General features: G+C 67.4%; 11 protein-coding genes and 1 pseudogene. 4 read left to right on the plus strand and 8 right to left on the minus strand.

Features of this window, described 5'->3' with window-relative positions; all coding sequences use genetic code 11:
- Positions 1-86: 86 nt before the first annotated feature.
- Positions 87-860, plus strand: a complete 774-nt coding sequence (locus ACFXKZ_RS07620) for a DUF5131 family protein (RefSeq protein ID WP_379997538.1) — start codon at positions 87-89, stop codon at positions 858-860.
- Here the strand turns inward: ACFXKZ_RS07620 and tcmP are convergent.
- The 3 genes from tcmP to ACFXKZ_RS07635 form a co-directional block, all read right to left on the minus strand.
- Positions 841-1,965, minus strand: coding sequence for a three-Cys-motif partner protein TcmP (gene tcmP, locus ACFXKZ_RS07625; RefSeq protein WP_379997540.1), 1,125 nt, complete (start codon positions 1,963-1,965; stop codon positions 841-843). The genes ACFXKZ_RS07620 and tcmP overlap by 20 nt on opposite strands.
- Positions 1,966-2,668: 703 nt before the next feature.
- Positions 2,669-3,004 (minus strand): EthD domain-containing protein, encoded by a 336-nt coding sequence (locus tag ACFXKZ_RS07630; protein ID WP_379997542.1) that lies wholly within the window; start codon positions 3,002-3,004, stop codon positions 2,669-2,671.
- Positions 3,001-3,474, minus strand: coding sequence for a winged helix-turn-helix transcriptional regulator (locus ACFXKZ_RS07635; RefSeq protein ID WP_379997544.1), 474 nt, complete (start codon positions 3,472-3,474; stop codon positions 3,001-3,003). Before ACFXKZ_RS07635 ends, ACFXKZ_RS07630 begins: the two co-directional genes overlap by 4 nt.
- A 92-nt stretch (positions 3,475-3,566) precedes the next feature.
- On the opposite strand from ACFXKZ_RS07635, the pseudogene ACFXKZ_RS07640 reads away from it, so the two are divergent.
- Positions 3,567-3,869 (plus strand): annotated as a pseudogene (locus ACFXKZ_RS07640) (NADP-dependent oxidoreductase); the annotation flags it as partial.
- A 40-nt stretch (positions 3,870-3,909) separates the two neighbouring features.
- On the opposite strand, the gene ACFXKZ_RS07645 reads toward ACFXKZ_RS07640, so the two are convergent.
- The gene (locus tag ACFXKZ_RS07645) at positions 3,910-4,806 is read right to left on the minus strand and encodes a hypothetical protein (RefSeq protein ID WP_379998663.1); all 897 of its coding nucleotides are present in this window, start codon (positions 4,804-4,806) and stop codon (positions 3,910-3,912) included.
- A 30-nt stretch (positions 4,807-4,836) separates the two neighbouring features.
- Entirely contained in the window at positions 4,837-9,306 is a 4,470-nt protein-coding gene (locus ACFXKZ_RS07650) for a caspase family protein (RefSeq protein WP_379997546.1), read from the minus strand.
- A 333-nt stretch (positions 9,307-9,639) separates the two neighbouring features.
- On the opposite strand from ACFXKZ_RS07650, the gene ACFXKZ_RS07655 reads away from it, so the two are divergent.
- Complete coding sequence (locus tag ACFXKZ_RS07655; protein ID WP_379997548.1) at positions 9,640-11,646, plus strand: NACHT domain-containing protein; 2,007 nt, start codon at positions 9,640-9,642, stop codon at positions 11,644-11,646.
- A 126-nt stretch (positions 11,647-11,772) separates the two neighbouring features.
- Entirely contained in the window at positions 11,773-12,051 is a 279-nt protein-coding gene (locus tag ACFXKZ_RS07660; RefSeq protein ID WP_379997549.1) for a hypothetical protein, read from the plus strand.
- A 226-nt stretch (positions 12,052-12,277) separates the two neighbouring features.
- Here ACFXKZ_RS07660 and ACFXKZ_RS07665 read toward each other — a convergent pair whose 3' ends face one another.
- The 3 genes from ACFXKZ_RS07665 to ACFXKZ_RS07675 all read right to left on the minus strand — a co-directional run bounded on the left by ACFXKZ_RS07665 (position 12,278) and on the right by ACFXKZ_RS07675 (position 14,046).
- Complete coding sequence (locus ACFXKZ_RS07665; protein WP_379997551.1) at positions 12,278-12,838, minus strand: tetratricopeptide repeat protein; 561 nt, start codon at positions 12,836-12,838, stop codon at positions 12,278-12,280.
- Positions 12,742-13,563: a hypothetical protein gene (locus tag ACFXKZ_RS07670; RefSeq protein ID WP_379997553.1), complete on the minus strand. Its 822-nt coding sequence runs from the start codon at positions 13,561-13,563 to the stop codon at positions 12,742-12,744. The genes ACFXKZ_RS07665 and ACFXKZ_RS07670 overlap by 97 nt, the downstream gene beginning before the upstream one ends.
- 102 nt (positions 13,564-13,665) lie before the next feature.
- Positions 13,666-14,046 carry a hypothetical protein gene (locus ACFXKZ_RS07675; protein WP_379997555.1) on the minus strand — a complete coding sequence of 127 codons (381 nt, stop codon included), beginning with the start codon at positions 14,044-14,046 and terminating at the stop codon, positions 13,666-13,668.
- Between the last annotated feature and the right edge of the window lie 476 nt (positions 14,047-14,522).

Consider the following 14,522-nt stretch of genomic DNA (forward strand, 5'->3'; position numbering starts at 1 on the left):
AAGCCCTTAAATCGTTGAACCATTGACCCGGGTGCTGTAAGCCGCATCCGCGACACGCAGTCACCCCGAGGGGAGACAGGGTCAACATGGCCGACCACAGCAACATCGAATGGACCGAAGCAACCTGGAACCCCACTACGGGTTGCGATCGGATCTCTGTCGGATGCGACAACTGTTACGCACTCGCCCTCTCACGCAGGCTCAAAGCCATGGGCGCGGCGAAGTATCAGAACGACGGTGATCCGCGAACGTCAGGTCCCGGCTTCGGCCTGACAACCCACACGTCGGCGTTGGACGTACCACGCGGCTGGAAGGCTCCTCGTGTCGTATTCGTGAACTCCATGTCGGACCTCTTCCACGCACGGGTCCCGTTGCCGTTCATCCGCCGCGTCTTCGAAGTCATGACCGAAACTCCACAGCACACCTACCAGTTACTCACCAAACGGTCGCGGCGGCTGCGACGCCTCGCGGACAAACTCGAATGGCCGTCGAATGCGTGGATGGGTGTGTCGGTCGAGAACGAAGCGGCCATGACGCGTATCGACGACCTTCGCGAAGTACCGGCCGCAGTCCGATTCCTCAGTTGCGAACCGCTGTTAGGGCCTCTTCCCGAGCTGGACTTGACTCACGTCGACTGGGTGATCGCGGGCGGAGAATCCGGTCCCGGACACCGGACCATGGATCCGACATGGGTTTCCGCCATTCGCGATGCGTGCCGCGACGCCGAAGTTCCCTTCTTCTTCAAGCAATGGGGCGGCCGAACACCGAAGGCGAACGGTCGCCACCTGGAAGGGGCGCTCTGGGATCAGATGCCGCGCCGGGCAACGGCGGATTCGGTACCTAAGCGACAGGCGGTCTGACGGATTCGAACGCGATGTCCTCAGGAGCATAGAAGCGGACGATACCGTCGGCGGGCCACGGGGAACGGGCTTTGATCGGGTGCACGCGGATCGCGAGACCCTCGCTAGCCAAGCCGTCCAGCGCCTCGCGCAATTGACGCTCCACGAACCCCGCCTTCAGCGTCGAAGTGATCAGGCCGCCCATGGTCTGTTCGGACCCGGCGTGGTCGCGCAGCATACGCTCCAGCTCACCGACGTAGGACTCGCCAAAAAGGTCGGGTTGGTGCAGCGTCTCTGCGGCTGCGCCGGCGCCCGTGTAGGTGTCCAGTTTCCATGTGACCGGGTTCCAGCACTTCAGGCCCGCCTCGCTATGGGTGGCCAGGATGAGGTGATAGCGCGCGGTCTGCCTGGCTACTTCAATGGCGAACTGCCCGTACAGCAGCCCCTGCGCCTCGAGGGCGCGCCCGTACGCCCGAGCGAATGCGAGCTTACGGACGGCCGCCCCCTGCGCGGGGACTGCCGATCGCCATCCCTCGCCCCCGAAGTGACGATTCAACGCCGACGGCAGACTCTCCGATTCGCAGAACCGATGCATCTCGTCGGTAAAGCAAGTGAGTACAACCTCGTCATGTGGCCCTGCCACACACGCGAGCACCGCAGAGAATGGAACGCTGTTGATTTTGAAGGGGTCCAGAAGCCAGAGCACGGGACGCCGTGGGTCCGTACCGTGCGCCACCGCAGAGAGTCGCGGCTGTTGCTCGGTGAAGACACCGGGTTCGACCACGGTGATCCGAAGCTTGGGTGAGGTGGGCAACGAGGCAATTTGACACCGGAGTTCGTCCGTCCTGTCGGCGCGCTTCTCCAGGCAGATCAGATTGAGCGCTCCGAACCGCTGAAATGCGCGGTGCTCCAGGAACGTCTTGGCGATCAGAACCGGCGAACCGGGGAGGCCGTCCTCGTAGATTCCGGGGCCTGCGAAAGCATCGACGATGGTTGCCTCGGGAAACGACTGCAGAATCTTCGGCAGCCAGCACTCCAGATAGTGCCGGTACACCAGATGCTTGACCAAGGTGTGCGGATCGCTGGCCCACACGATCTTGTCGTCAAGATCCTTCTTGCGGCTCATCTCGCCCCCACAGGTAACCCTCGGACGTGTACGGCAGCTCGCCGCAAGCCCCCGGCTGCCTCCTTTTCGTCACTCAAGGGCTCGGACGGCCATCCACCGCGTGGACTTTGAGGTTTTCTCCATCTTTACGCGCACATAACCAAACACATCGCTTGCTCGATCATCGGTCGGTGCCCGCAGCAGACGGTCGCCGTGCTGCGTCTGCCCGACATCGATGAGCCGTGGGCGCACGTGCTCACCGCTCGATGACCCGACACCGGCAGTTTGGCGACAACGACCCCGAGTCTTCCTCGTAGGTCCGCCAGACTCGGTTCTTCGGCGGACGCCGGGGCGGCAGCCGCAGCAGCCTCCGCCGCAGCCCTATTCTGCTCGGCCGGCCGGTTCAGGGCCCGCTCGGCGATCACGAGCTCCTCCCACCCGGCCTGGACTCCTGCAACTGCTCGGCCAAATCCGCAGCAAACGCGCCCAGTTCACCCCCGGCCAGCCGTGTAGCTCGAACGGGGCCGCACCCCGGCGTGCGATGGTCGCCGCGGGCGCTGGACTACGCGTCCCGGGGGCCGCCGCCCTCCCGTGGGTACACCATCCTTTCCGGCTCCGGCATTCTGTCCCTGGGTCATGCGGCAAAGAAGTGGGAGTTCGTCGCAAGCCCGGCACCTAGCGCATACGAATGAGGCGGATCACGCTGCCAGGGCGACGGCGCCGGTCAACGGCCGATCGGGTTTTCGGTGGTGTAGAGGAACCGGGTGAGCGAGCGGTCGAGGAAGTTCTCCTCGTCGGCGGCGACGGTCGTGGTGAAGGCTTCGGAGGTGAACCAGCGGGCAGTGTCGTCGAACCAGACCTCGACGACGCCGTCGTAGTAGGTGCTGCGCAGGCCGGGGATCTCGTCGCCGGTGGGCAGGAGCAGAACATGGCGCCGGATCGGCACCGCTCCGTCCGTCACGCTCGCGATCAGCGGCAGGTGCTTGTGCGTCCAGTACTCCACGAACTCCTCGTGGGTGAGGTCCGCGCGCCGGGTCAGGAAGATGCTGATCTTGATCACGGAACTCCTCGCGACAGACTTGGCCGTTCTCGGTAACTTCCCATGCCAGTCAGACGAGTTGATAGGCAGACGGGCCGCAGAGCCTGGACTCGGTGTCCAGGGGCGGCGGGTTCGGGACCGGCGTCGAGCGCGTCGAGCACCGCGCGTCGCCGTTGGCTCTCGCCCACTCGGTCGGCATGTGGGTCGGTTCGATCAGCGTCTCCCCGGGCGAGATGAGCTTGTACTCGACACGGGGCGGCGCCTCGGCGTAGGCGTGGCAGGACGAGCCCGTGCGCCTCGAGCCGACGCAGTGTCCGGGTGAGCACCTTGCGAGAGATGCCGCCGATCAGCTCGATCAACTCGCCATGGCCTACTGGGCCCTTACCGAGGCCGTAGAGCACGACCACCGTCCACTTGTCGACGATCACCTCGACCGCAAGCCGCGCCGGGCAGTCGGCGAGAGCGGTGCCGCCAGGACCGAAACCGCTCATGGCACGAACGGTACCCGCGCCGCAGGCAGCTGCCGGTTCCTGTCGGAATACCTACCGTCAATGCTCTCGCCCCTTCCAAAACCAGGAGAGCCATGCGCACCATCGCCCAGCAGACGCTCGGCGGTCCCAACCGCTCACCGTCGTAAATGCGCCCAAGCCCAGCCCCTGCCAACCGAGGTACTCGTCCGCGTCAAGGCCATCGGCTGAATCCGCTGGAGGCGCCCCTGCCTGCCAGCGAGCCGCTGTTCGTCCTCGACTGGGACATCAGCGGCGTCATCGTCGAACAAGCGCCCGGGACATGGCGGTTGGGGCCCAGGGACGAAGTGTTCGGGGTGCCGTTGTTCCCTCGGGCGGCGAGCGCGTACACCGAGCGGGTGTCGGCGCCCGCGCTGCACAACAAAGGAACTTGGTACATATCTCGGCTGGTCTGCGATGTCATGGCAGTTCAAGTCCCCGGGCAATCGCGGTGCCGGTGAACTTGTCCGTGAGGTAGGCAGTGGCCTCGTGAGCATGGGATCCGTTGTGGACGACGGCGTTGATCACAGCCTCGCCGAACCATGGACGTAGATCCTTTTCGAGGGCGACCACGTCGCCGCCGTCGGCGACATTCGTCCACGCGAGGTGCCTGCTGCCCGGCCACACTCCTCGGGGTTCCGGATCGGTTGCGACCTTCCCGAGCACTTGCCGAAACCTGCCTGGGCCCTTCGACGCGGGGGCGGGGTCAAGCCGGTCGAAGATCATCGCTGTTCCCAACGGCGAACCGAGGGTCACCAGGGCACGGACTCCATGGCCGGACAGGGAACACAACACCTCGTATGCCACGACCGACCCCAGCGAATGCGCCACCACCACACGGGTGTCTGCAGTGATCGCCGTAGCCACGCGAGCACGCGCCGCCGCGCGAATCCCGGGTTCGAGGAGGTATCGGGTGGTCTGCTTCAAATCCGACACCAGCGCACGGAGCACCACGCCTGTGAAGTAGCGGCCCTGGGGTAGGGCCCGCAACGCGGCCTGCACCGAACGGGGCGCCAAGGTGTCCGTGTCCGGCGACACCACGTGCTCATCCACTGCAGCGGCCTTCGCCCACCACGCGAACAACAACTCGGTCTCGAAACCTTCCTCCACGTCCCGAGCTCCGTACCGAGGCTCGCCGACGGCCAGGAAATCGCCCTCCGGTCGGAAAATGTCCCCGTAGAACGCCACGGCCAAGTCGCCCACCGACAGCCCTGGATGCCCGGCGCGCCGCAAGCCGTCGAGGAGAGCCGGCCGCCAGCGTACCAACAACGATTCCTCGCCCAGCAGTTGTTGACCCACACCGTGTACGGCCACCACAAGACTCAAGGAGTCCCCCATCCGATCCGGCTATCTATCTGGCCCGAGGTACACACAGCCAGCTCGTTGAGGTGTACCTGCGGAGTGCAACTGGTTGGGCCCGGGTCGAGAAGGCGTGCGGCGCCAAACGGCAATGTCGTTGCCGAAGACCGTGATCAGTTGGTGATCGGCCCCGAAGGCAACAGCCAGGCACACGGATGGCATCACAAGTCGTTCGGTATTCGAGTGGTCGCGGAGATGCCGGGCCCGAGCGATCCTGTCGGCGAAACCGGCGACGGCGACGGGGTTACCATCCAGAACCGTATGGACCGCCGACCCCACCTCAGCGATGTACCGGGCCTGGGGTTCACCGGAGAATTTGCCGGTAGGGAGGCCCCGTACTCGCACGGTGCCGTCACTGGAGCCGGTAACGACGACAGGTATGCCGTCCACGACCAGGCATGCCAGCGCCAGCACCATGTCGCTGTGTTCGGTGAGAGGTTCGCCCAACGAGACGCCGGTGACAAGGTCCCACACCCGCACGGTGCGGTCACTTGAGCCGGTGATGGCGAGGGGCATGCCACTCACGGTCACGCACGCCACCGACGTCACCCAATCAGTGTGTCCGATAAGGGGTTGACCAATGGGGCTGCCAGTAGGGAGATCCCACACGCGGACCGTATTGTCGTTGGAGCCGGTGACGGCGACGGGCCTGCCGTCCACGACCGCACAGGCCACGGCGCCCACAGGGCTGCTGTGTCCGGTGAGGGGCTTGCCAACGGCACGGCCGGTGGCAAGGCTCCACATTCGCACAGTGCGGTCAAGGGAGCCGGTGACGGCCACGGGGCTGCCGTCCACGACCGCGCACGCCACCGACGTCACCGAGTCGGTGTGTCCGGTCAGGGGTACACCGAGGGGGCTGCCCGTGGCGAGGTCCCATACACGCACGGTGTTGTCCTGGGCGCCTGTGACGGCTACCGGTCTGTCGTCCATGACCGCGCACGCCACCGATGTCACGCAGTCGGTGTGGCCGGTGAGAGGTTCGCCAACGGGGCCGCCGGTGGCGAGGTCCCAGATCCGTACGGTGCTGTCATCGGAGCCGGTGACGGCCACCGGTCTGTCGTCCACGGTCGCACCCGCCACCGACGTCACCCAGTCGCTGTGTCCGGTGAAGGGTTCACCGAGAGGGCTGCGGGTGGCAAGGTTCCAGATCCGCACTGTGCGGTCGTCGAAGCCGGTAACGGCGACGGGCACACCGTCCACAATCGTGCACGCCACCGATAACACGGTGCTGGTGGTGTATCCGGTGAGGGGTCCACCGACAGGGCTGGCAGTCCCCAAGTCCCACATCCGCACGGCGTGGTCGTCGGAGCCGGTAACGGCAACGGGCACACCGTCGATAGCCGTGCACGCCACCGCGCTCACCGCGGCGGTGTGCCCCGTGAAGGGTTCACCGAGAGGGCTGCGGGTGGCGAGGTCCCAGACCCGCACCGAGTGGTCGTCGGAGCCGGTCACGGCGATGGGGACACCGTCCATCACCGTGCACGCCACCGCGCTCACCGCGGCGGTGTGCCCCGTGAAGGCTTCACCGAGGGCGCTCCCGGTCGCCAGATCCCACAACCGCACCGTGTGATCGTCGGAGCCGGTGACGGCCACGGGCCTGCCGTCCACGACCGCGCACGCCACCGCGCTCACCGGCCGGGTGTGTCCCGTGAGTTCGCCGACGAGACTGCCCGTCGCCAGATTCCAGACCCGCACTGTGTGATCGTCGGAACCGGTAACCGCGACGGACACGCCGTCCATCACCGTGCACGCCACCGAGGTCACCCAGTCAGTGTGTCCGGTGAGGGGCTCGCCGAAGGGGCGGCCGGTGACGAGGTCCCAGATTCGCATGGTGTTGTCGTCGGAGCCGGTGACGGCCACAGGCCTGCCGTCCACGACCGCGCACGCCACCGCCCTCACGGGGCGGGTGTGTCCCGTGAGTTCACCGACGAGGTTACCGGTGGCCAACTCCCAGATCCGCACGGTGTTGTCGTCGGAGCCGGTGACGGCCACAGGCCTGCCGTCCACGACCGCGCACGCCACCGATGCCACCGATCCGGCATGTCCGAGGAGGGTGTCGCGGTGGGCCGGGCTGAGGCTGCCGCCGGTAGCGGTGGTCGGACGCCAAGTAGACGGCGGCGTATGGGCGTCGAGTGCGTCGACGACGGATTGGGCACGGTGCTGGCAGGCGGCGAGCTGGAGGGCCTGGCGACGGGTTTCCGTATCGGCGTCGCGGCGTGCGGTAAGGGCGTCGCGGTAGATCGCCGCCGCCAGGCGCGCAGGCAGCGTGCGCGTGTTGTGCAGGTGTGGGATGAGGGTGCGAGGTTGAGCGTGGACCAAGTACTCGGTGTCGTCGAGGAGCGGGTCGAGCAGGTTGGCGGCGGCGGCGTGAGCCGCGAGTTGGGCACGGGTGTAGGGGTGTGCACGGGCCCAGTCGGGAACGTCCTCAAGGGTGCGCGGTACCCGGTCGGCGAGCGTGCGGGTGAACATAGCGTGTACGGCGATGTGTTCGACGCCTTGGCGAAGGTGTTCGATGAGGGCCTGATGGTAGAGGCGGTAGACCGAGCGTCCGTTGTCGACGGTCTCGACGATGTACGAGCCCGCGTGCTCACGGAGCCACAGCAGATCGTTGTCGTCGTAGCTACGTCCACTGATGGCGGTGGCGAGGTTGGCCCACAGGTCCTCCCACGGCAGACCGCGGCCCTGGGCGAAGGCGAGGGGGCGTAGGAGGTCGACGGCGCGTGGAGCGGATGGGCCGAGGCGTTGCGTGAGGTCGGCACGCATGGCGTCACCGGCCGCATGGGGCAGTTCGGCTCGCCAGGCGTGGTCGTTCGGGTCGGGGAGGACGGCGGTGGCGGCGAGGGTGGTCGCGGTGATGCGGGCCACCAGGAACGACCTGCCTGCGGCCTCGGCAACACACCGCGCGACGGCGAGGCGATGGCGTGCTTCGTCGGCCGGATAGGGGGATGCAGGGTGGCCCTTGAGGAGGTTGCGCATGGTATAGGCGAGGAGGGCATCGGGATCGGCGTGACGTTCGCAGTCCAGATCGACCTGGTCGTCACGGCGTAGCCCCAGATGGTGCAGCAGGTGGGGGCGGGTGCCCAGGAGGAAACGGATGTGCTCGCCGGCGTCGTCGATAAGCGGGCGAAGGATGAGCGCACACAGCGTGTGGGGGGTACTCGCCTCGTCCAGCGCGTCGATGAGCACCGTGATCGGACGGGCACCATTCCTGGTGTGTGTGCGCAGTGCCTTGATCAACTCGTCGACCGGTGCGGCAGGTACGCCCGCTGCGGCGGCGATGGCGTCGAGAACCTGGTCGTCGGTGAGGTTGCGAGCGTAGACGGCGGCGTCGATCACGCCCGGCGCCGGGATGTGCTCGTCACCCAAGCCCAGGGTGTGAACGGGAATGGTGCTACGGCGTCGGGGGTGGTTGAGCGTGGCGATCAGTCCCAGCACGGCGGTCTTACCGGAGCCCGGGTCGGCGGTCACCGCCATGGCGGGCAGGCGAAAATCGACATGATCGAGCCATTCGGCGATGTCGGCAAGCGCCTGGTGACGTCCGCGGTACCACCACTCGGTGTGCTCGATCGCGCCGTGGTGGGCTTGGGCGCGCGGCAGGAAGTAGTCGAGGTACTCCGTTTCCCGCCTGCGTGTCTGCGCCTCCCGCTCGGTGCGGCAGCGGCTCGCCGTCGCGAGGTCGAGATCGTTGAGTGTGGGATCGTGGCGAGGGCTGGCGAGGAACGGCGGCGGCTCCCCGTCCAGGCCCAGCAGGGTCAGCCCCACCCGCTGGTGCCCGGGGCGTCTGGAGTCGTCGTTCATGTGACGCACGATTGCATCCAGAGGAAGGGCCTGTGGACCGTGGCCCGCAACCGGCCAGCTCTCGACAGCGCGCTCCAGCAAGAGCGGGAAGGCTCCGGTGGCAGCTTCCTCGTTCGGTTGCGCGGACGTCAACAGCGCCACCCCGGCCCCGGGAGTCACAGCCCACCGGGGATTCATCTTCTCCAGGGCCGCTGCGGCAAGTTCGTGTCCGCCGCGTCCGGAGTAGCAAGTGTCCAGCATCAGCAGCAGCCGTCGCACCGGCGTGCCGGCCAGAATCTTGCGGGCCAGGGCCGAAGTCTGCAACGCATCGGGTAGGTCGTCGGGATCGGTGTCGTGCATGCACAACACGTGCCCGCCACCGTCCTCCTCGTCCAGGATCGCCCCATGTCCGCCGATGTATACCGCAATCAGATCGTCCGCACGACGCTCGGGAGCACGGCAGAACGACCTGATGGCACCGGTGAGTTGATCCTGCGTGGGGTCCATGCCCAACGCACTCACATGCCGATAGCCCAACCGGTCGGTAAACAACTCAACAACCCGCTCACGCGCTGCGGACAGCCCCGGGCGATCCCACCGCAGATGCGCGGGAGCCTTGGGGTATCGCGCGATCGCCGTTGCGATCAGAAACCGACCAGGCTTCCCTGTGCCGTCCGACACGCAAACCCCCGCACACGGAACTCCAACGAAGGACCACTGTAGAAGCCGACGGAGACACATGCAGAGCAACACGGAAACCGCATCGCACCACGGACGTGGAGTCTTCGAGAACGGCGCAGCACTCCACCGATGTCGTCGGCTTCTTACGGCAATTCACTCGGTCGAGCCTGTCGAAGCGCATGCCATTAGACCGCCAGGCCCAGAACGTTGCCGAACCAACTACCTGGATATCCACGTGGCGTGCATGTCAGGCGATGAGGATGGTCCACCATGGATGGTGGTGGCGGTTCGGGGCGCACGAACAAACGAAGTCGGGCCTGGCTTATTGCGTGCGTGGTGGGCACCGCCGTGTCGGCCGCCTGGGAGCTGAAGCAAGGCCGTGTCGACCTGGTCGGCATGTTGCTCACCTCCGCCGGGCTGATCGTGGCGGTGTGGTCGGGATGGCCGGCCAGGGCCGCGCTACGACACCAGGAAACCGACACAAGCCAAATGGCCAAGCGACTGGCCGATCAGATCTTGGAGGCCGAGACCCGAGAACGCGCTCGCTTGCTGGGTGATGCAACGGCGATCGATGTGCGGTTCATCCTGCGCCCCGCCCCGGCTCACAACGCAACCGGCGCCGACCCCGACGGGCAACTGAGCCGAGTCGTCGACTACTACCGCGCACTTCGCCCTGGCCGCCTTGTCATCACCGGCAAAGCAGGGTCGGGCAAGACAGTCCTGGCCATCGAACTGCTCTTGGCGCTCTTGGAGGTTCGCGGGCCCGACGACCCGGTACCGGTGCGGATTTCCCTCACGTCCTGGACGGCTCTATCCACAGACCCCGCCACATCCGCAGGCACCGGAACGGGGGACGCGGTGCGGGCCTGGATCCGGGCGCACCTGGTGGACACGATCAATCTTCCTGTCACCGCCCTCCGGGCACTGGTCGACGGGGGAATGATCCTGCCTGTCCTGGACGGCCTGGACGAGATGGATCCCACCGACCCGCCAAACCTCGCCTCTGGCGCCCCCGCCCCACAAACTCCACGGGCGAAACGAGCGTTGGAGGAACTCAACGCCTACCAGCACGGAACCAAGAGAGCGAGCCTGATCCTCACCAGCCGTAGCGCAATCTACGATGCGCTGGGTGCGCGTGCACGAGACACCGCCCGCGTCGAGATCGCCCCGCTCGGCACCGCCCGCGCCCGCGCGTTCATCTTGTCCAGAGCGGCGCACGACGACCCCCATCCGTGGCACGACGTCCTGGACGCACTCGACCTCAACCCCTCCGGGCCGCTCGCCAGAGTGCTGTCCACCCCCTGGAGGCTGACGATGGCCGTTACCGTCCACGAGCAGCGCAACGAGCACGGGGCCCTCCTATATCCTCCACGGCTCCTGCTCTCCCCCGCCCTCGACACCGAACCCGCCCTGCGCAACCACCTCATCCACCTGTTCCTCCAGACCACCGCCACCGCCAACCCCCGACCTCCGGGTGGCCCCGACCCTCACCACGTCCACGCCTGGCTCAGGGTTCTCGCCCGCTACCTCGAGGACAACACGAACAACCCACGGACTCTTCACGGACGAACCTTGTCCGGCACCGATCTGGTTCCCCACGAACTGTGGCCACTCGCCGGAGACCGCCGCGTCCGCGCCGCACACGCACTCCTCACCGGCGCGTTCGGCACGGCAGCAATCATCGGCTTGTGGATCCCCGGCGCCGGATCCACGCCGGCGGGTCGGATCGTCGCCACGGTCGCCTTCGTCCTCATGAGCGCACTCGGGGCAATCCACGCCTGGTGGAAGGTCTGGGCCGCTCCCGCGTGGTTTGACCTGGAAGGTCTCCGAACAACCAAACGCCGACGCCGAGCAGCACTCAGCCTCGTGGTCGCGCTCGCTCTCGGCTCCCTGGTGGGCCTCGAACTCGGATTCCTCTTCGGGCTCGCGGCCGGACTCGCGATCGCACTGCTCGGGTGGCTCAGGGCTGCGGCAAACGGGTCTGAGGACAATGCGACGAGACTCGTCGATCCACGGGACCTTCCCCGCGCCAACTTGGTGGTGACGCTCGTCCTGGGCCTTGTAGGCGGTCTCTCCCTCGGGCTCATTTGCGCGCTCCTCTCCGAACCCGGGTTCGGGCTCATGGTCGGCTTCGCATACGCACTCATGGTCGGCATCGCGGGCTCGCGGGGCATCGTTTTCCTGATGTGCGTGCGCCGAGGACCTCACCGATTGCCCTGGCGCCTGGGACGGTTCCTGAACTGGGCCACCGAAGCCGGACTCCTCCGCGTCGCCGGAACCGCCTACCAGTTCCGCCACCGCGAACTCCAGGAATGGCTCGCCCGCACCCCACCACCCTGACCACAACTACTCGGCAAACGCGGGTCGCCGCCTCGCTGTCCAAACCTCGGCGGCCATCTGTCGGAGGCATGGCGGCGGGCCGAGGCCCTGACCGCGACCGAACGATCCGCCGAGATCCGGCGGCGGTTGTCGGCCGACAACCCCGGTGCGTACGAGCCCGACCTGGCCCGTTCGTTGTCCGGCCTCGGAGGTCATCTCGCGGAGGTAGTGCGGTCGGCCGAGGCACTGGCCGCGGTGAAGGAGGCCGTCGAGATCTTTGGCAGGTACACGGCCGTTCAGCCGTCCGTCCTGCCGTTGTTACTTGCGATGCGGAATTGGCAGGCGGTATTGCTCGATGCTCTCGGGCGCGCGGACGAAGCAGGGGTGGTGCGTCGATGGATCGACGACAACCAGGCCCCCGCCTGATTCGCACGATTGAACAAGGCCGTCACGCTCGTACGCGGTCACTCCTGACGGGCGGGTCCGCCGGCAACGTCGGTGGTCCGGGTGCCGGCCCTGTTCCCCCGAATGTGCCGCAGCAAGACATGTAGCGCCGTGTGACCAATTTGGTCGGCCGGGGAGTCCCGTGCGCTCCAGGGCTCGCGGCTGAGCGACGTGCGTGTCACGGGCCGGAGGGGGCCCAGGCCGTGAGTCAGGGACTCTTCCATCTACGTAACGCAGCCATCCGCGCCAGCGTGTCGGGGTGCTCGGCGCCGAGCACCCGCTCGCTGTCGGCGAGCACCTGCTTCAGTAGAACGACGGCTTCGCCGGTCCGCTCCGCCTGCATGTACGAGGCGGCCAGGTGCGCCCGGGACATCAGCGTCTCGGGGTGTTCTACGCCCAGCAGTCGTTCGCGGTCGGCCAGCACCCGCTCCAACAGGGCAATCGCCTCGCCGATCCGCCCCACCTGCCCGTACGAGACGGCCAGGTTCGCCTTGGACCTCAACGTGTGGGGGTGTTCGGCGCCCAGCAGCCGTTCGCAGTCGGCCAGCACCCGCTTCTCCAGGGCGATCGCCTCGCCGATCCGCCCCACCCGCTCGTACGAGACTGCCAGGCTCCCCTGGGTAGACAGCGTGTCGGGATGTTCCGCGCCCAGCAACCGCTCGCTGTCGGCTGTCATACGCCGCCAGTGGGAAATCGAGGCACCGTGGAGTCCCGCGTCGAAGAGGCTTCGTCCGATTCGGTACAGGACCGTGTGGGCCCGGGGTTCCACAGGTGGTCGCCGGCGTATGCGGTCAGGGCCTCGGTGTTGGCGCGCAGGGCGGCGACCAGGTCCAGGTCGGTGTGGTCCTCGGCGGGCCACAGTCCGAGAAGTGCGTCGGCAATCGCACGCACGGCGGTGGAGGCTTCGGTGTCGGAGGTTGTTTCACGGGCGGCGCGGGCGGTGAGGGCGTGGATGCGTACGGCGCGGAGGTCGTTGCGGGAGTCGGCGGTGATCAGGCCGTAGCGGTGCAGTAGTCGCAGGACGGCGTGGACAGTTTCGGCGTCGACCCCGATGTCGGAGGCGCGGTGAGCGCCGAGGTGGCCGAGGACGCTCGGGTGGCTCCAGAGTGCGCGGGGGTGCCCGGCGGGATCGAGGAACGCGGCCAAGGCAAGGGCAGGGGCGGCGAGTCCGGCGGGTTCGGCGCGTTGGGCGGCGTCCAGGGACACCAGGAGGGCGGCGGCCACGGGGCGGCCGTACCGTTCGGTGTCTTCCCGCGGTAGCAGTGCATCCAAGCGGGCGGTGTCAGCGGTGAACAGGCGCAGGTACCGGGCGCAGGTGGTGTCCTCGTTGATCATGTATGCCGCGGTGTGGGCGAGAGCCAGTGGCAGCAGGCCCAACGCGTGGGCCAGGAGCGGCGTGTCCTGGTCAAGCAGGTGGGCACAGTCGGCGTGGGTAAGGCGTTCGCGCAGGTACGCCTCGGTCTCGGCCTCGGTGTAGGTGTCGACGTCGATCACGACACGGCCGCCGCCGGAGAGCAGCGCCCCGCGGCGGGTGGTGTCCAGAACCTACCCGTGGCCCGGCGGCGACGGGGTCGGTGGCCACCAGGGTTCGAGCGCTCAAGGGTCGGTGATGTCGTCGAGGACCACGAGCCAGGAACGAGGCGTCGTGGCCAGCCAGTTCACGAACGCGCGGGCGTCCTCCTCTATGTCCGAGCCCGCGGCGCCCGGGGCGGCGACCAGGCGGGCGGTGCTCGCGTAGGTGGTGATCACCTGTTCGGTATCGGCGGCGTCGACCCACAGGACCAGCTCGACGCCGTCGGCGAGGGCCCGGTGGGCGTAGGCGGCGGCGAGTTGGGACTTGCCCGTGCCGCCGCCGCCGGACAGCACCACGCTCGCGTGCTCGGCCCGGGCCCGGTCGATTCGCCCGCACAACGGCGTACGGTCCTGGAACGCCGAGGCCAACGCCGGTACGGGATGAGGCTGAAGCGGCCACCGCACCGGCTCGAGGATCCGGCGGGGGTCCGGCCACCGTCCCACGCCGACGCATCGCCGAGCCCGTCCGGCCGCGTGTTCACCGGGGTCGTCAACAACACGGCAGGGGCGAACGAACTTCGGGAATTCAGAGCTTTCATCGACACGTCGCCTACCGTGAAGACAAGGGAAAATCGGCTGGTCAGGGGCCCGAAAGCCAGTTCACGAAGTCGCGGACGGGCGTGAGGACTCGGCAAGTTGCAACCAGACCACGTCCGGCAGGAACGCCGCGCCCAAGTCGGCGGCGACGGAAGCGCTGTGGGTCTCTGTATGCGGAAAGCACGCGGCCCCGACGGCGCGCCCCGATATGCGCCGCCGGGCATGCCGCTGCAACCCCGGGGCTTGGCACGTGCGTACAACCGGGTCGCTGCAATCAACACCACACAACCGGACGATTGAGCGTCCTCGTTCTGCGGTCCTTGGCTTCGCGCACGTCCGCATCG

This window comes from Embleya sp. NPDC059237 (assembly GCF_042754105.1).
In the GTDB taxonomy this organism is placed as follows: Bacteria; Actinomycetota; Actinomycetes; order Streptomycetales; family Streptomycetaceae; genus Embleya.